This window comes from Nonomuraea sp. NPDC059194 (assembly GCF_042754765.1).
Taxonomy (GTDB): Bacteria; Actinomycetota; Actinomycetes; order Streptosporangiales; family Streptosporangiaceae; genus Nonomuraea.
Genome location: NZ_JBHZBH010000067.1, coordinates 1 through 25941 on the forward strand (window position 1 = coordinate 1; position 25941 = coordinate 25941).

Below are 25941 nucleotides of genomic sequence, written 5' to 3' on the forward strand. Positions count from 1 at the left end.
GTTCTGGCCGTCGCTCAAGCCACGCACCCCGAACGCTTCGCCAGCGGCGGCATCCCCACCCCGCCCGCTCTGCCCGGCCCCGCCTGGATCAACAACGACCGAAGAGGACACCACAGAGAAGTCAACACAGAATTAGCCCAGCTCAACTGCCTTGATCAAATTGACAGGTTCCGGTATCCCTATGGTCACTCACCAAACCCCGCTGAGCCGATGCCATGCATCTCCGCAGCCGACAGGAGCCCACAGCTAAGCCGTCCGAAACAGCCCCGACCTCGGGAAACGATCAACCTAGATCCGGGAAGCGATCTTCGTCGCCTCTCCTTCATCCCAGCTCCACACTCGTGAACGCCCCACCCGGTGACTATCGCTCACCGTGGCCAGCGCTCGCCCACAACCATCACCACGGCGGTGATCAAGCATGCCAACACCAACGTTGATAGCAGCACAACGAAGGTCACTGCGTTGTTTGGGCCTGGCGCTTCAGCGATGACCGCGCAGCCTCCCAGAATCAGGACCAGCCATCCAACGATCAAGGGCAGCAGGTACAGACTGCGGTGACGCTGCATGGACAGTCCTTTGGGGCAAACGTGGATGAGGGCTAGATCGTCTCACTAGGTCAGATCCTTTCGCGAGGATGAGTCCCTCGGGAAGATCCGGTCCATAGCCGCAGCCTCCTCCAGAAGCACCGGACGGAGCTGCTTGCGGTAGACGGTCTCGGTGACGCTGGTGTTGCGGTGACCGACCAGGCGTGAGATGGCCTCGATGGGCATGCCCGAGTCGGAGAGCAGCGAGACGAAGCTGTGCCGCACCTCCCTTGGCGTCCACTCCTTCGGTGTGAGCCCCGCCTTCTTGAGGCTGGCCCGGAACGAGCGGCGGACGTCGTGAGAGTCGAGCTCGGTGCCGACCTTGGACGCGAACACGAGGTCGTTGTCCTGCCAGCTCTCGCCCGCCCTCCTCCCTTCCCTACGTGATCAAGCCGCCGCCTGTCGGGAGGCGGGCGGTCGGGCGGGCGTGCGGCCTCTCCGGGCCGGTCCCGCCCGGCCGCCCCGCCGCCACAAAGGCCGCCCGCCTGTGTCGTGTGAGGCGGAAACCAGAGCATGTACGGGCAGGTATTCGGTTGGCCTTCGGCTGCAGCCTTGCGAAGTTTGCCGAGAGGCTGGAGCGGCCCTGCCCGCTCTTGGCGGAGGCCATCACCGCTCACTCGCCCTTCAGCAGCGCCGCCAATCGGACATCCAGACTGACCCGGCCGGTGTCGACCGCCGCCTCGATTCAGCCCGCCGCTCCACGGCCTCGATCCATATTGGTATAGCGCCTCGTCTGGATCGCCGCCAGGGCCTTGTAGCGCACCGCCGAAGAAGGCCGGGCCGGAGGCCGCGGTCTAGGCCTATCTGGATGCCTGGCCCCCGGCGTACACGGCCGAGAGGTACCGGGCGTCAAGCAGATGGCAGCTTACCGCGGCGACCTGCACTTCCTGGTGGAGGCGCCGGACGGAACGCTGGTACCTTCGGCGATCATGTGGCTCGACGAAGCGAACAAGAGTGAGACTAGAGCGCCCGAATGAACTGGTCAGAGCAGATTGAGGCCCTTTGCCGGCAGCTCGACGAACACTATGTCTTCCCAGAGGTGGCTTCGGAGATCACCAGCGTGCTCCAGAAGCGACTGGCCGAGGGCGCCTACACCGACATCTCCCAGGACGAGGCCTTCGCCGCGGCGGTGACGGCAGACCTGCAGTCGATCAACGGTGACAAGCACCTGCGCCTGGAATACAGCGTCGAGGAGGTGCCCGAACACGACCCCTTCGACATGGACCTTTACACGCAGGAGGTGATGCTGTCCGGCTACGGCTTCGCCCGCGTGGAGCGCCTGGCTGGAAACATCGGCTACCTGGACACGACCATGTTCCACGCGCCCCAACTGGCGGGAGAGCGGGCCGTGGCCGTCATGACACTGCTGGCCGACACCGACGTGCTGCTTTTCGACGTGCGCCGCAACGGCGGCGGCTCGCCCGGAATGGTGGCTCTGCTCTGCACCTACCTGTTCCACTACGGCGTGCCCGCCACCCAGCTGAACTCGATCTACAACCGGGCCTCTGGCGTCACCAAGCAGTCATGGACGCTGCCGTACGCACCCGGCCCGCGCTTCGGCCCCGACAAGCCGATCTACGTGCTGACCAGCTCCGAGACCTTCTCCGGCGCCGAGGCGCTCTCCTACGACCTGCAGACCCGCGGCCGCGCCGTCCTCGTGGGCGAACGCACCGGCGGCGGCGCCAACCCAGGCACTCGCTACCGCGTCGGCCCCCACCTGAAGTCCTCGGTGCCCTCGGGCATGGCGATCAACCCGGTGACGGGCACCAACTGGGAGGGCGTCGGCGTCGTCCCCGACATCGCCCTACCCGCCGAACAGGCCTTCGACCACGCCTACAAGCTCGCCCTGCAGCATGTCCTCACGCTGGGCGACCGGGGCTACCGACGCGTCGTCGCCGAGGAGGCCCGCACGACCCTCGCCGCTCTGTGACACCTTGCCAGCGGTGCTTGTCGAGGGGTGAGGGGCTGGCCGCTGGGCGTGCGGGACCCGGCGGTCGGTGTGATGCCGTCCGGTTGCCGGCGGGGCTGCGCGCTGGCGGGTGTTGGCCAGGTCCACCAACGGTCGGTGGCGCTGCTGGAGTGTGGGGCTCGAAATGCACGTGCACGAGGTGATCTCCGGCAGCCACTCTGTCCGTATGCATGATCATGCCGCAGAGCCGATCCCGCCCTCGCGTCCCTCGACCGAGCTGCTGGGCTTTCCTCCGGATGCTCGGGTACTCATCGTCAACTGCGACGACCTGGGCATGCACCACGACATCAACATCGCGGTGATCGACTCCATCGAGTCGGGGATCGCCACTTCCTGCAGCCTGATGACGCCCTGCCCGGCCGCGCACCACGCCATGCGGCTACTTCGTCGGCGACCGGAGATCCCCTTCGGCATCCACCTCACCCTGGTCGGCGACACGCCCCACTACCGGTGGGGGCCGCTGACCGCGAAGGAGAAGGTTCCCTCGCTGCTCGACGAACATGGGCTGCTGCTCACTGCTACACCCGCCGGACGTGCCGCGCTGCTCGCCCGTGCGCGCCTCGACGAGGTGGAACTCGAGTTCCGAGCACAGATCCACGCAGCCCTCGACGCCGGGCTCGCGCCGACACATCTGGACTTCCACAGTCTGGCCGATGGCGGCCGAGACGACATCCTTGACCTGACCGTGGCGCTGGCCGAGGAGTACGGCCTGGCCGTACGGGTCTGGTTGCAACCCGCGCGGCAGAGGATCCGCGGACAAGGCCTGCCCGTGATCGACAACCCCTTCCTGGACAGCTTCTCCCTCGCCATCGACGACAAATCAGCCCAGTACTCCCGCCTGTTGCGCGATCTACCGGCCGGGCTCAGCGAATGGGCGGTACACCCAAGCCTGGGCACCCCCCAGACCCGCACGATCGACAGCGGCTGGCTCGTACGGCGAACCGACTACGAATTCCTCACCTCAGCCGCCGCCCGAGACCTCCTCCGCCGGCACAACATCACTGTGATCGACTACCGCGCGATACAGCAGGCTTGGTCACGACCCCGACAGTCCACCTGGCGGACGCGGGAAACGATCACGCTCAGTGCGAGAAACGATCAGGGAGGCACAACCCACGCGTGAACACCCCACCGAGGGACACTGAGGTCGCCTTCACAACCCTGGAGCCGGCGGCCTGACGGCAGAGGGCTCGAGCCACCGGATTGCCCGCCGCCCAGGGACAGGTGGCGCTCCCTTGACGTCACCGGCCCGCAGGTGTGCGCCCAGAGCGCCGACGCCTGTCGCTGCGGCGATGCCGAGGGGTTGGAAGGAGATGCCAACCAGGAGCCCGAGCGCGCCCGCGATCTCCAGGCCCAGCAGCAGGTAGCGCATGCTCATGCGGCTACCGCCGGAGTGGCTGCCTCGCGGAGCTTCTTCAGGGCGCCTGACCAGGCGATGACCTCGTCGAGCAGTTCGTTCAGGGTCGGCTCCTGGTGCGGGCCTGGAGCGATGGCGCCGGGCTCGGCCGGATCGGTGATCTCGAAGTCGGTGAAGGCCGACAGCGCGACCTGGGTGCGCACGTTGGCCACCTGGAGTTCGGTCATGACCTGCCGCAGGTGCTCCACGGCGCGCACGCCGCCGTGGACGCCGTGGCTGACGAAGCCGGCGGCCTTGTTGTTCCACTCGGCGTACAGGAAGTCGATGGCGTTCTTCAGCGCGGCCGGGGCCGAGTGGTTGTACTCGGGGGTGACGAAGACGAAGCCGTCGAAGAAGGCGATGGTCTGGGCCCATTGGTGGGTGTGGGGGTGGTGGTAGTCGCCGAACAGGGCGGGCAGGGGCTCATCCAGTACCGACAGGCCGTATTCGGCCAGGTCGACGATCTCGAAGGTCGCTTCTGCGGCGGTGACGGCCGCGTGGTGGGCGGCGACGTCGGCGACCCAGCGGGCCGCGACCGCGCTCCGGCGGCGGGGGCGGGTGCTGCCGATGACGATGGCGATCCTGATCATGAGTGCTTTTCCTCTCGGTCTGCCGCAGGGCTGCGGCCCGAGGTAAAGTACAACGTGCATGGCAAAAAGTAAAACGTTGATTGCAATAGTGCTGGAGGATCTGAGATGACCAGGGAAGACACCCCCACGAGTCGTCCTCGCGGAGGGCTGGCCGGCAAGCGGCAGGCGATTTTGGACGGCGCGCTGACGGTGTTCGCCCGTGACGGCTACACGCGAGCCAGCATCGACGCGATCTCGGCCGGGGCCGGAGTGTCCACCCGGACCATCTACAACCACTTCACCGACAAGGCGCAGCTGTTCCTGGCCGTGATTCACGAGAGCGCCACCCGGGCGGCCGACATCCAGGTCGCCATCATCGAGCGTCACCTGCGCAAGGTCACCGACGTGGAGGCCGACCTCATCGAGTTCGGGCGGGATTGGGCGACACCGAGGCCCGACAGCGCCGCCCACTTCGCCCTGGTCAGGCAGATCAACGCCGAAGCGGGCCACATTCCTCAGGAAGCGATCGACGCCTGGCAGGAGACCGGGCCGCGGCGGGTCCGCCGCGAACTGGCCGGCCACATGCGACAGATGGCCGACCGGGGACTGCTGCGCATCGACGACGCCGACCGCGCGGCCCTGCACCTGCTGCTGCTGATCTCAGCCGAGTTGCCGGCGCATCAGGCCTCTCCGTCCGCCGAAGAGCTCACCGAGACCGTGGCCGCAGGCGTCCACACTTTCCTGCACGGCCACCTCCGCTGAGGCGGGTTGATCTATGGGGGTGTGCCCGCAGCACGCGCGGCGGTGCCGATGCTCACGGCGAGCGTGACGATCAGCACCGAGCGCTCCGCGGAGCCGGGCCGGACGGTAGGAGGCGGTGGGATCCGCCGCCTGCGCAGTGCGGCCGCGGCGGTTTGCGTTCGAGTGTGCTCGAAGCCCTAGCGTTCCCGCCATGACGACAAAGACCTGGATCATCACCGGCGCGTCCCGCGGTTTCGGGCGCGCTCTTGCGGAGTCGGCGCTCGCGGCGGGCGACCACGTGGTGGCGGCGGTGCGGCGGCCCGAGAGCGTGGCGGATCTGAAGGCTACCCACCCGGACAACGTCCTGATCGCGACGTTCGATGCCCGGGACACCGCTGCGGCGGCGGGCCTCGTGCAGGACACCCTCGACCGCTTCGGGCAGGTGGACGTGCTGGTCAACAACGCGGGCCGGGCCGTGGTCGGAGCGGTCGAGGAGGTCAGTGACGCGCAGTTGCGTGAGCTGATGGATCTGCACCTGTTCGGCCCCGCAGCGCTGGTCCGAGCGGCGCTGCCGGCGATGCGAGGCAGGGGCACGGGGACGATCGTGCAGATGAGCAGCCAGGGTGGGCGGATGTCGTTCCCCGGCGTGTCAACGTACTCCGCGTCGAAGTTCGCCCTCGAAGGCTGGTCCGAGGCCCTGGCTGGGGAAGTGGCGCCGTTCGGGATCCGCGTGATGATCGTCGAGCCCAGCCGGTTCAGGACCGACTTCAACGCCGCCGACGTGCTCGAGTTCACCGAGGCCTCGGACACCTACCGTGACCTGCTCGCCAACGTCCGCGCGGACATGGCCGGGACAGACGGTCTCCAGGAGGGTGACCCGGTGCGGGCGGCGGAGATCATCGTGTCCTTGGCGCACAGCGAAGAGGTACCGCTGCGGCTGCCGCTTGGGCGCGAGGCGGTCGAGCGCATCTCTGGTGCGTACCGGCGTGGTCTGGAGGAGGTCGAGCGGTGGGCCGAGACCGCCCGCAGCGCCGACTACGAGGGTGTCCCGGCATCGGCCCGGCCGATTTAGGCTGGCTGTCATGGCGACCGACGATCTGATGACCAGGGCGCTCGAAACGCTGGGGGACGACGGACCGCTGTCGGTCGAGGCGATCCACCGCCTGACCGACCTGGCCGACGTGCCCGAGTCGATGGTGATCGCCGAGGTCGCCGACCTGCTCGGCATCTCGCCCCACACGCTGCGTTACTACGAGCGGGTGGGGCTGGTCGAGGTGGCCCGCGACGGCAACGGTCATCGGGTCTACGACGCCGGGGCGGTGCGGCGCCTGGTGTTCCTCACTCGGATGCGGCTGTCCGGTATGGCGATGCGGGACCTGCAGCACTACATCTCGCTCGTCGAGGCCGGGGAGCACACGGTGCCCGAGCGGCTCGACATGCTCGTCGAACATCGCGACACCATCCGTCGCCGGATCCGTGAGCTGACTCTGTCGCTCACGGCGGTCGAATACAAGATCGACACGTACGGAGGCTCGACCGGGCCTGACGTTCAAGCCCTCGACACCGGCCGCACGACGCGGGAGGACGAGCCGCTGCACCGGGCACTGACAGGGTGAGCCATCCCCTGCGCTGTACGTCTGGGCTGCTGGCCGGTGTGCTGTCGGCGACCCTGCCGGGCCCGACCGTCACCGTTTTCGTCGTCGAAGCCGCGCTGCTGGGTCTTGTGGTGGCCGCCGCCGTCGTGGTCCTCACCGCCCGACACCCGGCGCCGAAACCCGACGTGTGTACGGCTTGCGCCTGATGCGGTTGGACTGGCGCCTCTCCATGCCTTTTGGGATCTGGTAGCGGAGCAGAGTGGCCCGCAGGCTGATTGAGGGTTCTTGATCTCCGTGGCGATGAATTGCGGGTACTCTGCCGGACGTGCGGCGATTGATCACTTCTCGCGGGTTATGGCTCGCGGTTTCGGCTGCCGTCGTGGCGGCGGCGATCGTGGTGATCGCGCGTTCTCGCCGACGTCCTGCGGAGCGGCGTCCAGTCCAACCGCCCGTCCAGGCGGAGAGCGGACCCGGATCGCAGTGGCCGCCGGTGCCGGTCCTGGGCGCGCCCACCGCAGCGGATCTCGAGCGCTACATCGCCAAGCCGTCCGTCTTCGACGGTGTCGTGGAAGAAGACGTGCCAAGGGAGCCGCTGGACAAGGCCACCCGGCGCCGCCTGACCCGCTGGGGTATGGCGGGGCTCGCGCTTCTCCTGCTGGCTGTCGGCGCTCAAGCCCTGGAGTCGGCGGTCTTCTCCAAGGAACCGGCAGGTGAGGCGACCGTCTACCTGTACCAGCATGAGCTCCAAGACGTGCCGTGCGCCGAGACTTCCTCGGATGGCCATGACGCGTGCTTGTCTGTCGCGATCGAACGGCAGAGCGCTCCGAACGGTGATCGCTTCCCGCAGTCCGACTACGGTGAGGAGCCGCAGGAGCGGCCGCATCCCGACTCGGATTGCCTGCCCAGGACCGCCACCCCGCAGGTACGGAAGATCAACGCGAAGGTGACCAGGGCGGTGGACCGGCAGTGGCGGCGGATCGAGGCGTGGCTGAAGTCCAACGCCCCGCGAAGCTATCGCACGCTCGGCAAGCCCGGGAACGCGAAGGCCATCGCGGAGGCGGAGGCGCAGATGGGCTTGCTGTTCCCCGACGACCTGCGGGCCTCGCTCCTGCGCCACGACGGGGCCGTCTTTGTGAAGGACGTCTGGGGGTTCGGCTTCCTCGGCAACTCGAACTCGAGTGTCCAGGAGATCCGTGGCACGTGGCGCGCGCTGTGCGAGATCGAGGGTGAGGACTACGTTGCCGAGGGGCTCACCCCACGAACCGAATGGTGGGACGGGCGCATGATCCCCATCGGCGCCAACGGGTCGGGCGACCACCTGGTGATCGACTCGGTGCGGCGCGACGTCGGCCGTACCGATCACGAGGGCAGCATGAGCTTCACGCCCGGAGGGGTGCGGATCCGGTCGTACTACGCCCTCCTGAAGGCCACCGCCGACGCCATGGAGCGCGGCGGTTCCGTCGGCTACTGGAAGCCCAAGGCCGAACTCCGCTGAGAGAGCTATGCGCGGCCGGCTTCCCTCGCCACGCTCTCCAACCGGCTCCGGTAGGTCTCCCACCATGCCGGGTCAGCCTGCGTCATGCCGACGCTGCCGTCGCGCAGCCCTGCGGTCCCGTCGATCAGCTCCCTCACGATGTCGGCATGTCCGGCGTGCCGGTGAGTCTCGGCGATCATGTGCACGAGGATCCGGTGCAGCGTCACCCGGCTCTTGTCGCTCGGCCACCACGACACGTGGCCGATCGTGTCGAGCGTCAGCGCGTCGATCGTCGCGTCGGAGTGCGCCCATGATCGGTGGTAGAGCCCGATGATCTGCTCGCGCGACTCGTCGGCGGTCGCCCACATGTGCGCGTTCGGTTCCGCGTCGTCCTCGAACCAGGGCAGCGGCACGCCGGACGGCCGGTCGAAGACGTCACCGAAGTAGCCCAGCTCGACGCTGGCCACATGTTTGACCAGGCCCAGCAGGTTGGTGCCGGTCGGCGTCAACGGTCGGCGGATGTCGTATTCCGAAAGGCCATCGAGTTTCCACAGCAGGGCCTCGCGGGCGAGCTGCAGGTATCGGTGGAGGTCGGCTTTCGGATCTGGTTCGAGCATGACGGGCATTCTGCCACCCGGCACCGGCATTCCCGGAGGCCACGAGGCCGCGCCGAGATCTACCCTTCGGCGACCGGTCGGTAGGTGCACACGTGCACGCCCGCGTCGCTGGTGACCGTGGAGACCAGATCGAGCGTGCGCAGCCCACCGTCCTCGGGGAAGATCCGCTTACCGCCACCGAGGATCACCGGCTCGATCATGAGCCGGAGCTCGTCGACCAGACCCTCGCTCAGGAGGGTGCGCGCGAGGGCGGAGCTCCCCATGACCAGCAGGTCGCCGCCATCGCTCTCGCGCAGCTCGCGGATGGCGGCGACGGCCTTGTCGCCCGGAATGCGCGTGGTGTTGTTCCAGGCCAGCTCGTCGTCGCCGAGCGTCGTGGACACGACGTACTTCGGGATGGCGTTCATCCGGTCGGCGAACGGGTCACCGGCTCGCTCGGGCCACGCCGCGGCCATCACCTGCCACGTGCGCCGCCCGAACAGCAGCGCGTCGGCCTTGGCCAGCGCGTCGTCGAAGGCGCCGCCCACGACCTCCGGGTCGAAGAACCGGTGCGACCAGCCGCCGTGGGCGAAGCCGTTGTCGGTGTCCTCCTTGGGTCCGCCCGGCGCCTGTACGACGCCGTCCAAGCTCATGAACTGAATGATCACGATGCGCACGGGTCTCTCCTTTGATTCCAGCGGTCAGCCGAACCGCTCGGCCGTCCAGGCTTCCCAATCGACCTGTTCGTCGCGGCCGGCGAAGTTCTGGTGGCCGAGCACGAGGACGTCGCCGCGGGCCGTACCGGAGTGGATGAACCTGTAAAGGCCCTCGTCGGACCGGATGCCCAGGTTGACCGGCAGGTTCGCGTAGTAGACGACACCGGCGGAGCCGTTCGGGAGCCGGACGGCGTCGCCTTCGGCGACGTCCGGCGTGACGCCCAGCGACTCCGTGACGATCTTCCAGACGGTGTCAGGGCCGCCCGCCCCTGGCCGGAGGGCCGTCATGACCGACGGGGTGCGGCCGGTGAAGTAGGTGAGGTACTGCTTGAGCGTCTCCAGGTAGATGGGCCAGCCGGCCTTCATCGCCTCGAACTCGGTCTCCCAGTCGTCGCCGAGCATGCCGCTCTGCACGATCCGCAGCACGGTCGTGCCGCCGCCGCGTCCCTCGATGAGGTACTCGAGCGCCATGAACTGGCCGTCAGGGGCCTCCGCGCTGCGGGTCGCGAGGCGGGCGCCCGGCTCGTAGGCGGTGATCGTGGCCTGCTCGGTGTGGCCCATCATCGTGAGGTTGGCGGGACCGTCGGCGGACGTGCCGAGCTCGGTGCGTCCCATGAACCAGGAGTCGACGCCCGGCCCGGTCGCGATCGCGTCCCAGACCTGCTCGGGCGTGGCGCCCAGCTCGATCTCCTGGCTCAGCTCGAACGGGTGTGTCATGGGGCTTTCCTCGTGCTCTGGTGGACGGCGACCAGGTGGTCGCGGCCCTGCTCGATGGACTTGGTGCATGGACACCCAGCCGAGCCGGTACGGCCGGCGGCCCGGTTGTCGATCACGGCGATGTCCCGCATGACCGCAGGCTATTACCGACAAATAAAGTTGTCAAGGAAGTGCCGCCGGGAACCGCTGATCCTGGCGGGCGAGGGGCGAGGAGGGCGGGCCAGGCAGCTTGGTGGTCAAGCCTGGGCGCGTCCCGCGTGGACCACCTCGTGCGCCCACTGGCCGCGCGGCTGGACGTGCAGGCGCCAGTAGTGTTCGGCGATGTCGTCGGGGTCGAAGTCCGTGCCCGGCGCGACGGCCCCCGCCACGGTGACGCTGGCCACGTGCACGCCGGCCGCGCCGTACTCCTGGTCGAGGAGCGTCACCAGCGTGCGGACCCCCGCCTTGCCCAGCGACAGGCTCACGTACTCCCGCTTCGGCTCGGGCATGCCCCCCGTGATGAGGAACGATCCGCTCCCACGCCGCGCCATTGCGGGCGCGACGTGCGCGGCGGCGGTGAGCGCGCCGACCACGTTGACCGCCCACGCGTCCAGGTGGCCCTGTGCCGACAGCTCGCCAGGGCCGTCCGCCTGGATGATCGCGGCGTTGTAGACGACGACGTCGGGCAGCCCGTGACGGTCGGCCGCCGCGTCGAGGGCGGCGCGCAGTCCTTCCTCGTCGGTGCTGTCGGCCCGCATCGTGACGACCGGCGCTCCCAACGCGGCGACGCTGTCTGCGGCGACCTCGCCGCGCGCGATGAGCGCGAGCGGCATGCCTTCCTTCGCGAACCGGCGGGCGACCGCCAGCCCGATCCCGGGACCGGCCCCGATGATCACAGCTCCAGCCATCGTTCTCTCCTCCATCAGGGTTGACCGCCCTCAGCGGGCGCGGTGCGCGACAATGGGGACCGTAAGGCATCACATCGATGTGAGGGTCAACCCTGGCAAGGGGGCGACATGCGGATCGGGGACCTCGCCCACGCGACGGGGGTGAACCGGCGGCTGCTGCGCTACTACGAGGAGCAGGGCCTGCTCAGGCCGGTACGGCTGGCCAACGGCTACCGGGAGTACGCCGACCAGGACGTCGCCGCCGTACGCCATATCCGGACGCTGCTCGCCGCGGGCCTCCCGACGGCGGTGATCGCCAGGCTCCTGCACTGCGTCCACGAGGACGGGGAGCGGCTGGTACCGTCGGCCTGCCCCGTCATGATCGACAATCTGCGTCACGAGCGAACCCGCATCACCGAGACGATCACCCAGCTGCAGGCGTCACAGCAGGTGCTCGACGAGATGCTCGACACCGCGCTGAGCGCCCGAGGTTCCGATCAGTAGCTCTTCAGCGCGATGGCCGTGGCCGCCCGGTGGATGTGCTCGACCGCCTTGGCCGCCATCCGGTCCTTGCCCGGCAGGTAGCGCATCAGCGACAGCATCGTCATCACGAACCTGATCTGCCCCTTGCTCCGCATCACCATCCGCTTGACGTTGGCGGGGCCGAGCTGCTGGTTGGCCTCGACGAAGGGCCGCATTTCCCGCTCGTACGCCGCGAAACCCGCCCGGTGGTCGCCGCCCGCCGCGGCCAGCTCGCCCGCCAGGACGTACGCGCCCACCAGCGCCAGACTGGTGCCCTGCCCCGACGCGGGCGAGGCGCAGTAGGCGGAGTCGCCGACCAGGGCGACCCTGCCGGTGGACCAGTGGTCCATGTGCACCTGGCTGAGCGAGTCGAAGTAGAAGTCGGGGGCGGCGGCCATGCCCTCCAGCAGGCGCGGGACCTCCCAACCTTCGGCGGCGTAGGCGTCGGCCAGGATCCGCTGCTGCTGGGCCCGGTCGCGGTGGTCGTAGGCGATCGGACCTGAGGAGAACAGGAACATGGCCTTCGCACCCGTGTCCTTGGCGGTGCTGTAGGTCAGCGCGGTACGGCCGGCGCCCACGTAGGTCAGCTCCCACCGGTCGAGGTTCAAGTGGTTGGGCACGCTGAAGATCGCGACGTGGTAGCCCAGGTCCCGCACGAACCGCTGCTCGGGCCCAAAGGCTAGCCCGCGCGTGGCGGAGTGGAGCCCGTCGGCCCCGACCACCAGGTCGAACCTGCCCCGCCTGCCGCTGTCGAAGACGACGTCGACGCCGTCGGGACCCTCCGACAGCGTGGCGATGGAGTCGTCGAACAGGTAGTCGACCTCGTCGCGGGTCAGGCCGTACAGCAGCTGAGCGAGGTCGCCGCGCAGGATCTCCGCGTCCTCGTCGACCCGGCCGCCGAACGTGTCGCCGTCCATGGAGGCCACCCGCCTGCCGGCCGCGTTGACGATCGAGCCGCCCTGGACGTCGGTCCGCTCGCGGCGGATCTCGTCGAGGAGGCCCATCCGGGAGACGACCTCGAGCGCTGCGCCCCTGATGTCGATCTTGTAGCCGCCCTCGCGGATGTCGGGCGCCCGTTCCACGACGGTCGGGGTGAAGCCGTGGCGGCGCAGCCAGTAGGCGAGGGTCGTTCCGGCGATGCTCGCGCCCGAGATCAGGACGTTCATGGGGGCTCCTTCGGGGAGGATTCGGCCTACGTCATGAACCATACATCCGTCTCACACGATTGTCTAATACAAGCGTCTGAAATGTCGGAGCCATGGCCTAGTCTTCGACCCATGGAAAAGAAGGCCCTCGCGGCCGCCGCGGTCACCGTCCTGCTGTGGGCCTCGGCGTTCGTCTCGATCCGCAGCGCCGGTGCCGAGTACAGTCCTGGCGCGCTGGCGCTCGGCAGGTTGCTCGCGGGATCCCTGGTGCTGGCGGTCATCTGGCTGGCGCGCGGTGGCGGCGTCCCGCCCCGAGCGGCCTGGCCGGGCATCCTCGGCTCGGGGCTGCTGTGGTTCGGGCTCTACATGGTGGCCCTCAACTGGGGCGAGCAGCTCGTCGACGCCGGCACGGCCGCGATGGTGGTCAACATCGGCCCGATCGTCGTCGCCCTCCTCGGCGGCTGGCTGCTCAAGGAGGGCTTTCCGCGCGCCCTGCTCGCCGGGCTCGCGGTCTCGTTCGCGGGGGCGGCCGTGGTCGGCGTCTCCATGTCCGACGGCGCAGGCGCGTCCGAAGGCGGGGGCGCCTCGCTGGCCGGGGTCCTGCTGTGCCTGCTGGCGGCCATCTCGTACGGCATCGGCGTCGTTTTCCAGAAGCCCGCCCTCGGCCATGCGAGCGCCCTGCAGGTGACGACGTTCGGCTGCTTCGTCGGTACGGCCGCCTGCCTGCCGTTCGCCGGACAGCTGGTCGAGGAGGTGTCCACGGCGTCGGTGGGCGCCACCGCCAACGTCATCTACCTGGGCGTCTTTCCCACCGCCCTGGCGTTCACGACCTGGGCCTACGCGCTGGCCAGGACGACGGCGGGCAAGATGGGCGCCACCACCTACCTCGTGCCCGCGATCGTGGTGCTGATGTCGTGGGTGGCGCTCGGCGAGGTGCCGGGGTGGCTGACGCTGCTCGGCGGCCTGCTCTGCCTGGCGGGTGTGGGCGTGTCACGCAGCAAACCGAAGCGGTCGACCAGCCAGAGCGTGAGCTGAGCAAGCCGGAGCGGTCAGGCGGCCAGAGCGTGAGCGCCCCTGGGGCCCACCTGGCGCGACAGCTGGACGAAGGAGATCAGCAGGCAGATCGCGCCGAGCGGAATGAGGTCCAGGTCGATGAACGGCAGCGTGAAGTCGAGCACGACCAGGATCGGCGTCCACACCTTGACCTTGCGCTGGACGGCGAGCTGGATGATCAGGGCGGCCTGGGCGACGTAGAACAGGAGCGGCAGGCCGCCGTAGATCGCGAACTCGACGCCGGGGATCGCCTGGATCGCGTCGAAGCGCACACCCATCGACGCGTGGTCGGGGGAGAGGAGGCCGACGACGATGTCGATGGCGAACTGGACCGACACGGCCGCGATGCCCACGAAGGCGACGACGACGCTGCCGGTGGCGAAGGCGCCCTTGCCCGCCATCCGCCGCAACTCCAGGAAGATCGGGACGAACAGGGCGAGGGCGGCGAGGAAGGCCAGGTGGCCGGCGGTCCAGGCGAAACCCGGGCCCCGCTCGCCGTCGAGACCGTCGATGAGGCGCAGGACGCCGTAGGCGAGGACCAGCAGGGGAGCGGCGATGAACGCGAACTTCTTCATGCCGGAAATCCTCGCGAAACGGGCTCCCCGTGTGATCGCCGCCGCGGGCGATCCCTCGCCTCCCTCCTGAGAGGGATCCCCTCCCTCGCACGACCCCTCGCAGCCCCGACCCCGGACCCGACCGGCCGGCGGGCCGCGCCGGTTCCGTTACGTTCGTTCCTGGCGGGGAAGCACCACCTCGCGGATGATGATCAACAGAGCGGCCACCAGCGGGATGGCCAGCAGCGCCCCGATCACCCCGAGCAGCGCCCCGCCGATGAGCGCGCCCACGATGGTGGCGACCGGCGGCACGTCGACCGAGCTCTGCATGACCCGCGGCGCGATCACGTAGTTCTCCACCTGCTGGTAGAGGATGAAGAACACCACGCACCCGATGCCCACGGGCACGGAGACGAAGAACCCGACCGCGGAGGCGATCAACGCCCCGATGAACGCGCCGACCAGCGGGATCAGGTCCGTGAGCGCCACGATCAACGCCAGCGCCAACGCGTACGGCACGCGCAGCATCATCAGGAAGAAGAACGTCGCCAGACCGGCGATGAGCGAGATGACCAGGTTGCCCGCGACGTACCCGCCGATCTTGTCGATGATCGCGTCCCCGATGAGCCGGGTGCGCGCCCGCCGGGAGCGGGGCACCAGCAGGTAGCCCGTCTCCTTCATCGTCGCCATCGATCCGAGGAAGTACAGGGTGAGCACCAGCACGGTCAACGCGTTGAAGATCGCGCCGATGACGACCTGTCCGAAGCCGAGCAGCCCGCCGAACAGTTGGGTTCCGAACGCGCCGCTGCCGACGTAGTCGACCAGCCGCTCCAGCAGGTGGAAGCGTTCGTCGAGGTCGCGGATGACCGGGTTGGACTGGAGCTGGCGCACGTAGCCGGGGATGCGCTGGACGAACTCACTGCTCTGCTCGGTCAGCGGCGGCACCAGCGCCACCACGGAGCCGACGAAGACCAGGATGACTGCCAGGAACACCGCCGTGATCGCCAGCGGCTTGGACACGTTGTGGCTTCTGAGGAACTCCACGGCCGGGTTGAGCCCGATCGCCAGGAACAGCGACACCACGATGAGCAGGAGCATCGATCCGGCGGTCCCGATCGCCTGGACGAGCAGCCACGCGGTGAGGACGCCGAGCGCGCCGACGAACCCGAAGACGAACGGGTTGCTGCCGGGCCTCCTCACCCCTCTGGCCGGGCGCACAGCGGAGGGCCCATCCGGCGCGGCAGACCCGGCGGGCGCGGTGGGCGGGGCTGCGGGGGGAGTCGAAGGGGCGCGGGAGGTGGGGTCCGACACGGACTCCCACTTCCCGCAAACGCGGCGATTAGACGCTGACGTACTTCCTCGGCCGCAAGGCGTGCGCCCGCAGCGCGGCCAGCGCCGCCGACTGCCCGACGGGCGTCAGCCGTACCGAACCGTCGAGGGTGACGCCGAGCCCCAGCGCCGTGATGTGGCGCAGGAGCGTCGCCAGCGTGCTGGCGACGTCATCGGGACGCCAGCCCTCGCCGCCGATCACCTCGGACACCTTCCCGCAGAGCGACGGCCACGGCATCGGGTCGCCCGAGGCGAGCAGCAGCAGCGCCGCCTCGCCCGCCGACACCGTGAGGTCGCTGTCGCCCTGCGCCAGGAGCAGGGCCGTGGCCGCCTCCCAGAGGTCGTCGGGCGAGCCGAGCAGGCGCCTGCCCTCGGCGGTGATGATCAGCCTGGTCCCGAAGTGCCTGATCGCGCCGAGGGAGTGCTCGGCCAGCTCGCGCAGGGCGATGGCCTCGGGCGAGGGCGGCAGCCGCAGCGGCACGCCCTCCTCCGAGGCGGCCAGCGCCAGCAGGCCCTGGAGCGCGGGCAGCGGGCAGGCGGGAACGGGCGCGTGCAGCCGTACCTCGAAGGGCTGGGCCAGTTCGCGGCGGGCGGGGCCGCGGCCGAGCACCCAGCGGTTGAGCCGTTCGCCCTGCACCCTGTGCAGCCAGCTGTCGCCGCCGAGCTCGGCCCTGGCCTCGGTGAGCCAGCGCCGGGTGAGGCCGACCTGGCCGTCGAAGTCGGCTGCGGTCAGCATGGCCAGTTCGAGCGCGGCCGAGCACGCCACGTGCGCGCCCAGCTCCTCGGGCCCCATGATCGTGCTCCACTGCAGCTCGGGCACGTCGGGCGGGAGCACGCCGGTGGCCTTGAGCGCCTGGTGGTAGGCGGCGGTGCCGGCTTCCTCCCCTTCGCGCTCGTAGGTGCGGAGGATCTCGGTCGTGGTCGGGGAGTCGCAGAGCGCGGCATATCGGTCGAGGCCGCCGAGCCGCAACAGCCGTCCGAGAGACACGGCCGTGCTCTCGCGGTTGCCGTCGACCTTGATCGGCAGGGTGAACCAGAGGAACTCGCACACGTCGAGCTGAGTGACCGTCTCCAGCGGTTCGCCGCCGGTCAGCCACTCCACCGCGGTCCTGGCTTCGTCAGCCACGTCGGGCTCGGATCGCTCCAACTCCACGAGAAGCGCGGCCACGTCAGGTGCAGGCATGCCTCGAAGTTTGCCGTATGGACCCCAGCCCTGACGATGACCGAAACCGGTGCGTATCGGGTCGTGCACGGCGCCTACCCTAGGAAACCAGTTGTCAGCGGACAGTTCGCGGTCTCAGATCCAACGCGACCTGAACAGCATGCGAGCGTTCCATTCGGCATAGGGGATCACCTCGCCGGCCAGGACGGGGTACAGCCAGCCGAAGTTGATCAGCGCGAGCAGCGCGAAGGCACCGATCGCGGCGGCGCCGATCATCCGGCGGGAGGGGGAGGCGGTCGAGGGGCCGATGATCAGCCCCGCGGCCAGCGTGAGGGCGAGCACCATGAACGGCACCATCGGGGCCGCGTAGAACAGGAACATGGTGCGGTTGTCGGCGATCGCCCAGTAGAACCAGGGCAGCCAGCCCATCAGGTAGGCCAGCAGGACCGCTCCGGCCCGCCAGTCGCGGGTGGAGACGTACCAGGCCACCATGGCGATGAGCGCGGCGAGCGCGCCGTACCAGATGACGGGGGTGCCGACGCCGAGCACCGCCTCCGAGCAGTCCTTGGCCCCGCAGGCGTTCTGCCTGCCCTCGTAGAAGAAGGCGACTGGGCGCAGCAGCAGCGGCCACGACCACGGCTCGGACTGGTAGGGGTGGGTGGAGTCGAGCTGGTTGTGGAAGCCGAGCACCTGGAAGTGGTAGCCGAGCCACGACTTGATCGTGCTGATCACGAAGTGGACGGGGCCCTGCGAGGTCGCCTCGCTCCAGTTGCGGCCGTAGCCGGTGGCGTTGACGAACCAGCCGGTCCACGAGACGACGTAGGTGATCGCGGGCACCAGCGCCATCGCCATCAGCCCGGTCGGCACGTCCTTCTCCAGCGTCCCCGCGTACGGCTTGCGCAGCCCGACCGCCTTGCGGGCGCCCGCGTCCCACACCATCGACATGATCGCGAAGGCGATGAGGAAGAAGATGCCCGACCACTTGACCGCGCAGGCCGCGCCCAGGCACAGGCCCGCCGCCAGCCGCCATGGCCGTACCCCCAGGTAGGGGCCACGGTCCGACAGCGGCGAGGTCTCGTACCAGTCGACGAGCCGGGATCGGGACTTGTCCCTGTCGGCCACGAGGCAGGCGAACCCGGCCAGCACCCAGAACATCAGGAAGACGTCGAGCAGCGCGGTACGCGACAGCACGAACGCCAGGCCGTCGAGCGCCAGCATCAGCCCCGCGAAGCAGCCGAGCAGCGTGGAGCGGGTCATCCGGCGGGCGACCCTGGCGATGATCAGGATCGACAGGGATCCGACGAGGGCGGCGGCCGCCCGCCATCCGAAGGAGTTGAGCCCGAACAGCCACTCGCCCGAGGCGATCATCCACTTGCCCAGCGGCGGGTGGACGACGTAGGACGCGCACTCGCTGATCTTGTCGGCCGCGCACTGCTTCCAGATCTCACCGGTACGGCCGGCGAGGACGAGCTTGTCGGCGTCCTTGACGGTGACGCGCTCGACCCCCCAGGTGAGCAGGGAGAAGCCGTCCTTCATGTAGTAGGTCTCGTCGAAGACCACGGCCTTCGGCTTGCCGAGGTCGATGAAGCGGAGCACCGCCCCGAACACGGCCACGACCAGCGGCCCGATCCAGCCCCACAGCGCGCTTCCCGGCATGGAGGGGACCAGTCTGTCGCGTAGGGAACGCCCAGACTCGCCCTCTGACTCGGAGAAGGCCTTGTGCGGGAAATCGGTCACGGCCATTCGGACATCGTAGGGGCCCCAACGCGGTGGTTACGTAAGAAACACCGCCCATTTGGGGCTGCCTGACACAATGGCCAGGTGAGACAACAGGGCAGGCTGGTGCTGGCGGGCGCGCCGATCGGACAGGTCGGCGACGCGTCACCAAGACTACGTGACGCGCTGGAGAGCGCCGATGTCGTCGCGGCCGAGGACACCAGGCGGCTGCGCAGGCTGGCCCACGACCTCGGCGCCGAGATCGGCGGCCGGATCGTCTCCTACTACGACCAGAACGAGGCCGCCCGCGCCGCCGAGTTGATGGAGTCGCTCCTCGACGGCCGCACGGTCCTGGTGATCACCGATGCGGGCATGCCGGGCGTGTCGGACCCCGGCTACCGCCTGACCAGCATGGCCGTCGAGGCGGGCATCACCGTCACCGCGCTACCGGGGCCGTCGGCCGTCACCACCGCGCTGGCCGTCTCCGGCCTGCCCAGCGACAGGTTCTGCTTCGAGGGCTTCCCGCCCCGCAAGCCGGGCGAGCGCGCCCGCAGGCTCGCCGCGCTGGCCGGGGAGGAGCGCACGATGGTGTTCTTCGAGGCCCCGCACCGCCTGGAGGCGGCGCTGCGGGCGATGGCCGAGGCGTTCGGCCCCGAGCGCAGGGCCGCCGTGTGCCGCGAGCTGACCAAGACCTACGAGGAGGTACGGCGGGGCGGCCTGGCCGAGCTCGCCGACTGGGCGGCCGGCGGGGTGAAGGGTGAGATCACCGTGGTCGTCGTCGGCCATGTCCCCGACGCGGGCCCGCCCGACCTCGACGCGCTCGTGGCCGAGGTCGATCGGCGGGCGGCCGAGGGGGTCCAGCGCAAGCAGGCCGTCATCGAGGTGGCCAAGGAGGCGGGGGTGCCCAAGCGCGAGCTCTACGACGCGGTTCACAGGAGATCGCCGACGCCTTAGTGTGCCAAGGTGGGAAATAGGCGACTAGTTCCCCCCATGCCGGTTGACACGTTATGGGGATGGGTGGGGCCGCTCCTGGTCACCGCCTTCGGGGGATTCCTGAGGTTCTTTCGGCTCGGTGAGCCGCACGCGGTCGTCTTCGACGAGACGTTCTACATCAAGGACGCCTACGCGCTGCTGACGTTCGGCGTCGAACGGGTGGCGCTCGGCGACACCAAGAACCCGATCGCCGACCGGATGATCCTCGCGGGCGACCTCGACTTCTGGAAGAAGTGCCCGACCGTCGCGGAGTGCGCCGAGTACGTCGCGCACCCGCCGCTCGGCAAGTGGATGATCGCGGTCGGCGAGTGGATGTTCGGCCTGAACCCCTTCGGCTGGCGCTTCGCCGGCGCGCTGGTGGGCATGCTCTCGATCCTGATCATCGCCAGGGTCGCGCGCCGGATGACCCGCTCCACGCTGCTGGGCTGCCTGGCCGGGCTGCTGCTCGCGCTCGACGGCCTCCACTTCGTGCTGTCGCGCAACGCGCTGCTCGACATCTTCCTGATGTTCTGGGTGCTGGCCGGGTTCGCCTGCCTCGTGGTCGACAGGGACCTGGCCAGGCAACGCCTGTCCGACTGGTACGAAACCTCCCTGCCCAGCGCGACGGGGCCGTGGCTGGGCGTCAGGCCGTGGCGGCTGGCCGCCGGCGTGTGCCTCGGGGCGGCGTGCGCGGTCAAGTGGTCGGGGATCTTCTTCCTGCTGGCCTTCGCCGTCCTGTCCCTGATGTGGGACGCGGGGGCGCGGCGGGCGCTCGGGCTGCGGCAGCCGTACAGGGGGGTGGTGCTGCGGGATCTGACCGGCGCGCTCGGGGCGCTGGCCCTGGCCCCCGCGGTCGTCTACACCCTCAGCTGGACCGGCTGGTTCGTGCGGGCGGAGGGCTGGGGGCGCAACTGGGAGCAGGCCACGCAGGCCGGGCCCGCGTTCTTCGTCATCGACTCGCTGCGCTCGTGGCTCGGCTACCAGTTGCAGGTGCTGGGCTTCCACACCGGGATGGCCGACGATCATCCGTACATGTCGGAGCCGTGGCAGTGGCCGCTGCTGCAGCGCCCCGTGTCGTTCTACTACCCGAGCAAGCCGCCGCCCACCGGCTGCGGCGCCGACAAGTGCTCCTCGGCGGTGCTGGGCGTCGGCACGCCCGCCCTCTGGTATCTGGCGCTGCTCGCGCTGCTGGCGCTCGTCGCGTGGTACGTGGCCAGGCGCGACTGGCGGGCGGGCGCGGTGCTGCTCGGCTACGGCGCGGGCTGGCTGCCGTGGTTCTACTACGCGATCGCCGACAACCGCACGATGTACCTGTTCTACATGATCCCCGTCGTGCCGTTCATGGTGCTGGCGCTCGTGCTCGTCGCCGGTCTCGCGCTCGGCCCCGCGAGCGGGCCGCCGGTCAGGCGGGCCGCGGGCGCGGCCGCCGTCGGCGCGTGCGCGCTCGTCGTGCTGATCAACTTCTGGTGGCTCTACCCGATCCTGTCGGCGGAGACGATCACGTTCGCACAGTGGTGGGCTCGGATGCTGATGCGCTCGTGGGTGTGATCGCGGAGCGGCGCAGCCTGATCCCGTGCCTGAGCGTGATCGCCGCCGCGATGCACGCCAGCGGTACGGCGGGCAGCAGGTAGCGGTAGTCGAACTCGGCCGTGGCGGCGGGCGCCAGGATCAGCCCGAACGCCCCCAGCCACGGCAGCAGCACAGGACCGCCCAGGTTGCGCCACCTGACGACCACGCCCGCCAGGCCGATCAGCAGGATGCCGCCGAGCATCACGCCCTGAAGGTAGAACACCTTCTGGTAGGCGCTCATGATGTCGGCCCACGGGTGCACGATCCTGGTCTCCGCTGGGCCCTGCTCGTACATGAACGCGTCGGTGTCGGCCCTGCCGCCCACGGTCGCCCACTGCGGCAGCCGCTTGGGCTTGCCGTTGGCGTCGAGATCGTAATACGGCTGGAACTGGTACATGTTGTAGGTCTTCGGGTCGGGGAAGCGCGGCCTGCCCCAGGTGAAGGCCCGCATGAAGTCGCGCGCGACGACCCCGAGATAGTCGCCGGGCTGGGCCAGGATCGCGCGCTTGGCGAACTCGCTGGCCACCTCGTTCTTGAAGTCGTCGAACTTCACCTTGCCCGGCAGCCGGTGCAGCACCTCGCCGCCGCCGTTGCCGTTGCCGCTACCGGTGCCCCACAGGTACCACTGCGCGTAACCGATCCGCTTGCTGACGGGCTCCTCGATGCACATGAAGGCCAGCGGCAGCTCGCGCGGCAGCTCCAGGTCCATCTTCTTGCAGTCGGCGAAGATCGACACTCGCATGTAGAGGATGAGGCCGTCGCTGTTGGTCATCGCGAACTTGCCGAAGGCCGTGTAGAACCACGTCATGTAGGCGACGACGGGGATGGCGCAGGCCGTGACCATCGCCACGATCGGCTTCCAGCCGGTGCGCTTGATCAGCATGTAGACGACGACCAGGCCGAGGATCGGCAGCCCGATGGAGCGGGTCAGCGCGGTGAGCGCGAGCAGGAACCCGACGACCGCGCCGACCTTCCACGACATGCGCCGGTGCCACAGGACCATTGTGATGACGCCCACGACCAGCAGGGTGAACATCGTGTCGGACATCACCATCTGCTCGAGCTGGATCTGGTAGGCGTCGAACAGCACGGGGACGGCGGCCAGCGTCGCGCCCCACTTGGGCAGCGCGAACTTCCTGCGCAGCAGCGCGTATATGAGCACGCCGGTGGCCAGGCCCATCAGGTGCTGGGTGAAGACCACCAGGGAGAAGCTGTGGAAGGGGCGCAGCAGCATCAGCCAGAAGCTGTAGCCGTCCGGCCTGACCGCGCTCGGCCTCGGGTGCAGCGCCACCGAGACGTACTCGTAGGAGTCGTTGAACCACATCGCCGGGCCGTAGCCGAGCATCGCGACGAGCCGCAGCAACGCGCCGAGCGCGAAGGCGGTGAAGAACAAGCGATGTCTGCCCACAAAGGACAGCAAACGAGCCTTTCGCCCTGGGACGGAAGGCTCGACACGCGTTCTCTCGGCAACGCTCACCATGCTTTGACCTCCACCGCTCCTGATGCAGAGGACCGGATAGTCCTTCCCGCGGTAGACCCAGCAGCGACAGCGCCGAGCGGTTCGATCCTACCATTGGGGTCTTCGCCGAAGATTCCCTAAAGAATGCCAGCCGTTTTGAGGACTTGACCCGACCACCTCGGGGCACAGGGCATGATGGTTGGCTGGAAGTGCCGTGACTGAAGGGTCTAGACGTGGAACTGACGGTGGTCATGCCCTGCCTCAACGAGGCGGAGACCGTGGAAGTCTGCGTGCGCAAGGCTGTTGCCTGCATGCAGGAGCACGGCATCGAGGGCGAGGTCCTGATCGCCGACAACGGGAGCACGGACGGCTCGCAGCAGCTCGCCCGTGACGCCGGCGCTCGCGTGGTCCACGTGGAGGCGAAGGGCTACGGAAACGCCCTCATGGGCGGCATCCGCGCCGCCCGCGGCAAGTACGTCATCATGGGCGACGCCGACGACTCCTACGACTTCACCGCGCTGCTGCCGTTCGTCGAGCAGCTGCGCGACGGGGCCGACCTGGTGATGGGCAACCGCTTCAAGGGCGGCATCGCGCCGGGCGCCATGCCCCCGCTGCACCGCTACCTGGGCAACCCCGTCCTGTCGTTCGTCGGCAGGCTGTTCTTCCCCAGCGCGATCGGCGACTTCCACTGCGGTCTTCGCGGTTTCCGCCGCGAGTCGATCCTGCGGCTCGGCCTGCAGACCGGCGGCATGGAGTTCGCCAGCGAGATGGTGGTCAAGTCCACGCTGCAGGGGCTCGACGTGCGCGAGGTGCCCACCACGCTCTCACCCGACGGCCGCTCCCGCCCGCCGCACCTGCGCTCGTGGCGCGACGGCTGGCGCCACCTGCGCTTCCTGCTCCTCTACAGCCCGAAGTGGCTGTTCTTCATCCCCGGCCTCGTCCTGATGGCGATCGGCCTGGTCGCCGGGGCCGCGCTGACGTTTGGTCCGGTCGAGATCGGCGAGCTCGCCTTCGACGTCGACACGCTGGTCGGCGCGTCCGCCGCGGTGGTGATCGGCTTCCAGGCGGCGCTGTTCGCCCTGTTCACGAAGGTCTATGCGGCCGAAGAGGGATTCCTGCCGGAATCACCGCGCATCCGCAAACTGATCAGCATCGTCACGCTGGAGAAGGGCCTGATCGTCGGCGGCCTGCTCGCCGTCGCCGGCCTGGTCGGTCTGGTGATGTCGCTGGTCCACTGGCAGGTCCGCAGCTTCGGCGCGCTCGACCCGCGCGAGTCGCTGCGCATCGTCGTGCCGTCCGCGACCGCGCTCATCATGAGCTTCCAGACCATCTTCGCCGCCCTGTTCGTCAGCATCCTGGGCATCAGGCGCACCAGGGAGACGGCCATCGACGTCGCCGCCAAGGCGGCCGAGGAGGCGGCGGAGGCGGTCAGCCGCGAGCAGTCCTCGACCCCCCAGAGCTGAAGCCCGGCGCGGCCTCTTCGCGATGCCGCGCAAGACGCTTGGCCCGAGCCTTAGTCTTGGTGTCATGTTCTACGTCTCCACGCCGATCTACTACGTCAACGACGCTCCCCACCTGGGCCACGCCTACACGACCGTCGCGGGCGATGTGCTGACGCGCTGGCACCGCCAGCGTGGCGAGCAGGTGTGGTACCTCACGGGCACCGACGAGCACGGCCAGAAGATCATGCGCACCGCCGAGGCCAACGGCGTCACCCCGCAGGAGTGGGCCGACAAGCTCGTCGAGGAGGCGTGGAAGCCGCTCTGGCAGCACCTCGACATCGCCAACGACGACTTCATCCGCACCACGGAGAAGCGCCACACCGAGCGGGTCCAGGAGTTCGTCCAGGACCTCTACGACAAGGGCGAGATCTACAAGGGCGGCTACGAGGGCCCCTACTGCGTCGGCTGCGAGGAGTTCAAGACCCCCGGCGAGCTGCTGGAAGGCGACCTCTGCCCGATACACAAGCGCCCCGTCGAGTGGCTGCGCGAGGACAACTACTTCTTCAAGCTCTCCGAGTACGGCGAGCGCCTGCTGGAGTTCTACGAGGCCAACCCCGACTTCGTCCAGCCCGCCTCCGCGCGTAACGAGGTCCTGCAGTTCGTCAAGCAGGGCCTGCAGGACCTGTCGATCTCCCGCTCCACCTTCGACTGGGGCATCCCGATCCCGTGGGACGACAAGCACGTCATCTACGTGTGGGTCGACGCCCTGCTCAACTACGCCACCGCGGTCGGCTACGGCTCCGACTCCGCCCGCTTCGAGCAGATCTGGCCGGCCAACGTCCACCTGGTGGGCAAGGACATCCTGCGCTTCCACGCCGTCATCTGGCCCGCGATGCTCATGGCCAACGGGCTGCCGCTGCCGGGCAAGGTCTTCGCCAACGGCTGGCTGATGGTCGGCGGCGAGAAGATGAGCAAGTCCAACCTGACCGGCATCTCGCCGCAACAGCTCACCGCCCACTTCGGCGTCGACGCCTACCGCTACTACTTCCTGCGGGCGATCCCCTTCGGCCAGGACGGCTCGTTCTCCTGGGAGGACTTCACCGCCCGCTACACCTCCGAACTGGCCAACGACTTCGGCAACCTGGCCTCCAGGGTCGCGGCCATGGTCGGCAAGTACTTCGACGGCGACCTGCCCGCCGCCGCCGTCCGGGAGGAGGCCATCGCGACCGCGCTGGCCGAGACCGTGGCCAAGGCCGACCGGGCGATCGGTGACGAGCTCGACTTCGCCGGCGGCCTCGGGGCGATCTTCGAGTTCGTGAAGCTGGTCAACGGGTACCTCAGCGAGCAGGAGCCGTGGAAGGTGGCCAAGGACACCTCCGAGGAGGGGCGCGCCAAGCTGGCGACGATCCTCTACACGGCCGCCGAGTCGCTGCGGGCGGTCGCCGTCCTGCTCAACCCGGTGATGCCGGTCACGGCCGAGAAGCTGTGGGCCTCGCTGGGCGCCGAGCAGCACCTGGGCGCGCTGAGCACGCAGCGGATCGACGAGGCCGGGCAGTGGGGCAGGCTGCCCGCCGGAGCCCGGGTCGTGAAGGGCGAGATCCTCTTCCCCCGCCTGGAGAGCGCCGAGTAGGGCATGGGCCGTCGCCGGGCCGCGCTCCGCGCGGAGCGGCTCGGGCTGGCCCTCCGGGGGGAGCCCAGCTCGCCGGGTGGCCCGGAGGAGTCTCACCTCCGGGCTCCCACAGAACGGAGCGTGACAGTCTCCCGTCACTCCGCTCGTCTCATCCAGTCCGTCAGA

The 25941-nt window shown here is 69.1% G+C and carries 27 protein-coding genes and 2 pseudogenes; 14 read left to right on the forward strand and 15 right to left on the reverse strand.

What is annotated here, in order from left to right:
* Positions 1–368: 368 nt before the first annotated feature.
* Positions 369–566, reverse strand: coding sequence for a hypothetical protein (locus ACFXJ8_RS41820; RefSeq protein ID WP_379650795.1), 198 nt, complete (start codon positions 564–566; stop codon positions 369–371).
* 45 nt (positions 567–611) lie between these two features.
* A pseudogene (locus tag ACFXJ8_RS41825) lies at positions 612–929 on the reverse strand (tyrosine-type recombinase/integrase); the annotation flags it as partial.
* Positions 930–1355: 426 nt separating this feature from the next.
* On the opposite strand from ACFXJ8_RS41825, the pseudogene ACFXJ8_RS41830 reads away from it, so the two are divergent.
* The 3 genes and pseudogenes from ACFXJ8_RS41830 to ACFXJ8_RS41840 form a co-directional block, all read left to right on the forward strand.
* A pseudogene (locus ACFXJ8_RS41830) lies at positions 1356–1540 on the forward strand (GNAT family N-acetyltransferase); the annotation flags it as partial.
* Between the two features lie 17 nt (positions 1541–1557).
* A complete protein-coding gene (locus ACFXJ8_RS41835; protein WP_379650797.1) occupies positions 1558–2514 on the forward strand; it encodes a S41 family peptidase in 957 nt (318 codons plus the stop codon).
* 163 nt (positions 2515–2677) lie between these two features.
* On the forward strand, positions 2678–3676 hold the full coding sequence (locus ACFXJ8_RS41840; protein ID WP_379650799.1) for a polysaccharide deacetylase family protein: 999 nt from the start codon (positions 2678–2680) through the stop codon (positions 3674–3676).
* A gap of 30 nt (positions 3677–3706) precedes the next feature.
* Here ACFXJ8_RS41840 and ACFXJ8_RS41845 read toward each other — a convergent pair whose 3' ends face one another.
* Complete coding sequence (locus ACFXJ8_RS41845; protein WP_379650801.1) at positions 3707–3931, reverse strand: hypothetical protein; 225 nt, start codon at positions 3929–3931, stop codon at positions 3707–3709.
* Positions 3928–4539 carry an NADPH-dependent FMN reductase gene (locus ACFXJ8_RS41850; RefSeq protein WP_379650803.1) on the reverse strand — a complete coding sequence of 204 codons (612 nt, stop codon included), beginning with the start codon at positions 4537–4539 and terminating at the stop codon, positions 3928–3930. The genes ACFXJ8_RS41845 and ACFXJ8_RS41850 overlap by 4 nt, the downstream gene beginning before the upstream one ends.
* A gap of 105 nt (positions 4540–4644) precedes the next feature.
* Between ACFXJ8_RS41850 and ACFXJ8_RS41855 the strand changes: the two genes are divergently transcribed.
* The 5 genes from ACFXJ8_RS41855 to ACFXJ8_RS41875 all read left to right on the forward strand — a co-directional run bounded on the left by ACFXJ8_RS41855 (position 4645) and on the right by ACFXJ8_RS41875 (position 8349).
* Positions 4645–5280, forward strand: a complete 636-nt coding sequence (locus ACFXJ8_RS41855) for a TetR/AcrR family transcriptional regulator (protein WP_379650804.1) — start codon at positions 4645–4647, stop codon at positions 5278–5280.
* Positions 5281–5470: 190 nt separating this feature from the next.
* Complete coding sequence (locus ACFXJ8_RS41860) at positions 5471–6331, forward strand: SDR family NAD(P)-dependent oxidoreductase (RefSeq protein ID WP_379650806.1); 861 nt, start codon at positions 5471–5473, stop codon at positions 6329–6331.
* A gap of 10 nt (positions 6332–6341) precedes the next feature.
* Positions 6342–6875, forward strand: a complete 534-nt coding sequence (locus ACFXJ8_RS41865) for a MerR family transcriptional regulator (protein WP_379650808.1) — start codon at positions 6342–6344, stop codon at positions 6873–6875.
* Positions 6872–7060: a hypothetical protein gene (locus tag ACFXJ8_RS41870; RefSeq protein ID WP_379650810.1), complete on the forward strand. Its 189-nt coding sequence runs from the start codon at positions 6872–6874 to the stop codon at positions 7058–7060. The genes ACFXJ8_RS41865 and ACFXJ8_RS41870 overlap by 4 nt, the downstream gene beginning before the upstream one ends.
* A gap of 119 nt (positions 7061–7179) precedes the next feature.
* Entirely contained in the window at positions 7180–8349 is a 1170-nt protein-coding gene (locus ACFXJ8_RS41875; RefSeq protein WP_379650812.1) for an SMI1/KNR4 family protein, read from the forward strand.
* 5 nt (positions 8350–8354) lie between these two features.
* Here the strand turns inward: ACFXJ8_RS41875 and ACFXJ8_RS41880 are convergent, their stop codons facing one another.
* The 5 genes from ACFXJ8_RS41880 to ACFXJ8_RS41900 form a co-directional block, all read right to left on the reverse strand.
* Complete coding sequence (locus tag ACFXJ8_RS41880; RefSeq protein ID WP_379650814.1) at positions 8355–8945, reverse strand: DinB family protein; 591 nt, start codon at positions 8943–8945, stop codon at positions 8355–8357.
* 59 nt (positions 8946–9004) lie between these two features.
* Positions 9005–9601 carry a dihydrofolate reductase family protein gene (locus ACFXJ8_RS41885; RefSeq protein WP_379650815.1) on the reverse strand — a complete coding sequence of 199 codons (597 nt, stop codon included), beginning with the start codon at positions 9599–9601 and terminating at the stop codon, positions 9005–9007.
* Between the two features lie 24 nt (positions 9602–9625).
* Positions 9626–10357, reverse strand: coding sequence for an SRPBCC domain-containing protein (locus tag ACFXJ8_RS41890; RefSeq protein WP_379650816.1), 732 nt, complete (start codon positions 10355–10357; stop codon positions 9626–9628).
* Positions 10354–10488 (reverse strand): hypothetical protein, encoded by a 135-nt coding sequence (locus ACFXJ8_RS41895; protein ID WP_379650817.1) that lies wholly within the window; start codon positions 10486–10488, stop codon positions 10354–10356. Before ACFXJ8_RS41895 ends, ACFXJ8_RS41890 begins: the two co-directional genes overlap by 4 nt.
* A 105-nt stretch (positions 10489–10593) precedes the next feature.
* On the reverse strand, positions 10594–11244 hold the full coding sequence (locus tag ACFXJ8_RS41900) for an SDR family NAD(P)-dependent oxidoreductase (RefSeq protein ID WP_379650819.1): 651 nt from the start codon (positions 11242–11244) through the stop codon (positions 10594–10596).
* A gap of 108 nt (positions 11245–11352) precedes the next feature.
* Between ACFXJ8_RS41900 and ACFXJ8_RS41905 the strand changes: the two genes are divergently transcribed.
* Positions 11353–11727: a MerR family transcriptional regulator gene (locus ACFXJ8_RS41905; protein ID WP_379650821.1), complete on the forward strand. Its 375-nt coding sequence runs from the start codon at positions 11353–11355 to the stop codon at positions 11725–11727.
* On the opposite strand, the gene ACFXJ8_RS41910 is transcribed toward ACFXJ8_RS41905, so the two are convergent.
* Positions 11721–12911 carry an FAD-dependent monooxygenase gene (locus ACFXJ8_RS41910; protein WP_379650823.1) on the reverse strand — a complete coding sequence of 397 codons (1191 nt, stop codon included), beginning with the start codon at positions 12909–12911 and terminating at the stop codon, positions 11721–11723. The two genes, ACFXJ8_RS41905 and ACFXJ8_RS41910, sit on opposite strands and share 7 nt — an antisense overlap.
* A gap of 111 nt (positions 12912–13022) precedes the next feature.
* On the opposite strand from ACFXJ8_RS41910, the gene ACFXJ8_RS41915 reads away from it, so the two are divergent.
* Positions 13023–13925, forward strand: a complete 903-nt coding sequence (locus tag ACFXJ8_RS41915; RefSeq protein ID WP_379650825.1) for a DMT family transporter — start codon at positions 13023–13025, stop codon at positions 13923–13925.
* A gap of 14 nt (positions 13926–13939) precedes the next feature.
* Here ACFXJ8_RS41915 and ACFXJ8_RS41920 read toward each other — a convergent pair whose 3' ends face one another.
* The 4 genes from ACFXJ8_RS41920 to ACFXJ8_RS41935 all read right to left on the reverse strand — a co-directional run bounded on the left by ACFXJ8_RS41920 (position 13940) and on the right by ACFXJ8_RS41935 (position 18731).
* The gene (locus tag ACFXJ8_RS41920; RefSeq protein ID WP_379650827.1) at positions 13940–14518 is read right to left on the reverse strand and encodes a hypothetical protein; all 579 of its coding nucleotides are present in this window, start codon (positions 14516–14518) and stop codon (positions 13940–13942) included.
* 147 nt (positions 14519–14665) lie between these two features.
* A complete protein-coding gene (locus ACFXJ8_RS41925; protein ID WP_379650829.1) occupies positions 14666–15697 on the reverse strand; it encodes an AI-2E family transporter in 1032 nt (343 codons plus the stop codon).
* Positions 15698–15836: 139 nt separating this feature from the next.
* Positions 15837–17009: a hypothetical protein gene (locus ACFXJ8_RS41930; protein WP_379650831.1), complete on the reverse strand. Its 1173-nt coding sequence runs from the start codon at positions 17007–17009 to the stop codon at positions 15837–15839.
* Positions 17010–17123: 114 nt separating this feature from the next.
* Positions 17124–18731 (reverse strand): dolichyl-phosphate-mannose--protein mannosyltransferase, encoded by a 1608-nt coding sequence (locus tag ACFXJ8_RS41935; protein WP_379650833.1) that lies wholly within the window; start codon positions 18729–18731, stop codon positions 17124–17126.
* Positions 18732–18809: 78 nt separating this feature from the next.
* Between ACFXJ8_RS41935 and rsmI the strand changes: the two genes are divergently transcribed.
* Both rsmI and ACFXJ8_RS41945 read left to right on the forward strand, forming a co-directional pair.
* Positions 18810–19658, forward strand: a complete 849-nt coding sequence (gene rsmI, locus ACFXJ8_RS41940) for a 16S rRNA (cytidine(1402)-2'-O)-methyltransferase (protein ID WP_379650835.1) — start codon at positions 18810–18812, stop codon at positions 19656–19658.
* Positions 19659–19721: 63 nt separating this feature from the next.
* Positions 19722–21224, forward strand: coding sequence for a dolichyl-phosphate-mannose--protein mannosyltransferase (locus ACFXJ8_RS41945; protein ID WP_379650837.1), 1503 nt, complete (start codon positions 19722–19724; stop codon positions 21222–21224).
* Here the strand turns inward: ACFXJ8_RS41945 and ACFXJ8_RS41950 are convergent.
* Positions 21175–22653: a hypothetical protein gene (locus tag ACFXJ8_RS41950; RefSeq protein ID WP_379650838.1), complete on the reverse strand. Its 1479-nt coding sequence runs from the start codon at positions 22651–22653 to the stop codon at positions 21175–21177. The genes ACFXJ8_RS41945 and ACFXJ8_RS41950 overlap by 50 nt on opposite strands.
* A gap of 284 nt (positions 22654–22937) precedes the next feature.
* Here ACFXJ8_RS41950 and ACFXJ8_RS41955 point away from each other — a divergent pair, with 284 nt between their 5' ends.
* Positions 22938–24167, forward strand: a complete 1230-nt coding sequence (locus ACFXJ8_RS41955; RefSeq protein ID WP_379650840.1) for a glycosyltransferase family 2 protein — start codon at positions 22938–22940, stop codon at positions 24165–24167.
* Positions 24168–24231: 64 nt separating this feature from the next.
* Complete coding sequence (metG, locus tag ACFXJ8_RS41960; protein WP_379650842.1) at positions 24232–25776, forward strand: methionine--tRNA ligase; 1545 nt, start codon at positions 24232–24234, stop codon at positions 25774–25776.
* Positions 25777–25941 lie beyond the last annotated feature (165 nt).

What these genes read in the sequence shown, in the direction of transcription:
- ACFXJ8_RS41935 (WP_379650833.1), bottom strand. Translation starts at nt 18,731, where the DNA reads ATGGCCGTGACCGATTTCCCGCACAAGGCCTTCTCCGAGTCAGAGGGC.
- ACFXJ8_RS41920 (WP_379650827.1), bottom strand. Translation starts at nt 14,518, where the DNA reads ATGAAGAAGTTCGCGTTCATCGCCGCTCCCCTGCTGGTCCTCGCCTAC.
- ACFXJ8_RS41820 (WP_379650795.1), bottom strand. Translation starts at nt 566, where the DNA reads ATGCAGCGTCACCGCAGTCTGTACCTGCTGCCCTTGATCGTTGGATGG.
- ACFXJ8_RS41840 (WP_379650799.1), top strand. Translation starts at nt 2,678, where the DNA reads ATGCACGTGCACGAGGTGATCTCCGGCAGCCACTCTGTCCGTATGCAT.
- ACFXJ8_RS41855 (WP_379650804.1), top strand. Translation starts at nt 4,645, where the DNA reads ATGACCAGGGAAGACACCCCCACGAGTCGTCCTCGCGGAGGGCTGGCC.
- ACFXJ8_RS41845 (WP_379650801.1), bottom strand. Translation starts at nt 3,931, where the DNA reads ATGAGCATGCGCTACCTGCTGCTGGGCCTGGAGATCGCGGGCGCGCTC.
- ACFXJ8_RS41930 (WP_379650831.1), bottom strand. Translation starts at nt 17,009, where the DNA reads ATGCCTGCACCTGACGTGGCCGCGCTTCTCGTGGAGTTGGAGCGATCC.
- ACFXJ8_RS41890 (WP_379650816.1), bottom strand. Translation starts at nt 10,357, where the DNA reads ATGACACACCCGTTCGAGCTGAGCCAGGAGATCGAGCTGGGCGCCACG.
- ACFXJ8_RS41895 (WP_379650817.1), bottom strand. Translation starts at nt 10,488, where the DNA reads ATGCGGGACATCGCCGTGATCGACAACCGGGCCGCCGGCCGTACCGGC.
- ACFXJ8_RS41850 (WP_379650803.1), bottom strand. Translation starts at nt 4,539, where the DNA reads ATGATCAGGATCGCCATCGTCATCGGCAGCACCCGCCCCCGCCGCCGG.
- ACFXJ8_RS41900 (WP_379650819.1), bottom strand. Translation starts at nt 11,244, where the DNA reads ATGGCTGGAGCTGTGATCATCGGGGCCGGTCCCGGGATCGGGCTGGCG.
- ACFXJ8_RS41915 (WP_379650825.1), top strand. Translation starts at nt 13,023, where the DNA reads ATGGAAAAGAAGGCCCTCGCGGCCGCCGCGGTCACCGTCCTGCTGTGG.
- ACFXJ8_RS41860 (WP_379650806.1), top strand. Translation starts at nt 5,471, where the DNA reads ATGACGACAAAGACCTGGATCATCACCGGCGCGTCCCGCGGTTTCGGG.
- ACFXJ8_RS41865 (WP_379650808.1), top strand. Translation starts at nt 6,342, where the DNA reads ATGGCGACCGACGATCTGATGACCAGGGCGCTCGAAACGCTGGGGGAC.
- ACFXJ8_RS41835 (WP_379650797.1), top strand. Translation starts at nt 1,558, where the DNA reads ATGAACTGGTCAGAGCAGATTGAGGCCCTTTGCCGGCAGCTCGACGAA.
- ACFXJ8_RS41910 (WP_379650823.1), bottom strand. Translation starts at nt 12,911, where the DNA reads ATGAACGTCCTGATCTCGGGCGCGAGCATCGCCGGAACGACCCTCGCC.
- ACFXJ8_RS41880 (WP_379650814.1), bottom strand. Translation starts at nt 8,945, where the DNA reads ATGCTCGAACCAGATCCGAAAGCCGACCTCCACCGATACCTGCAGCTC.
- metG (WP_379650842.1), top strand. Translation starts at nt 24,232, where the DNA reads ATGTTCTACGTCTCCACGCCGATCTACTACGTCAACGACGCTCCCCAC.
- ACFXJ8_RS41905 (WP_379650821.1), top strand. Translation starts at nt 11,353, where the DNA reads ATGCGGATCGGGGACCTCGCCCACGCGACGGGGGTGAACCGGCGGCTG.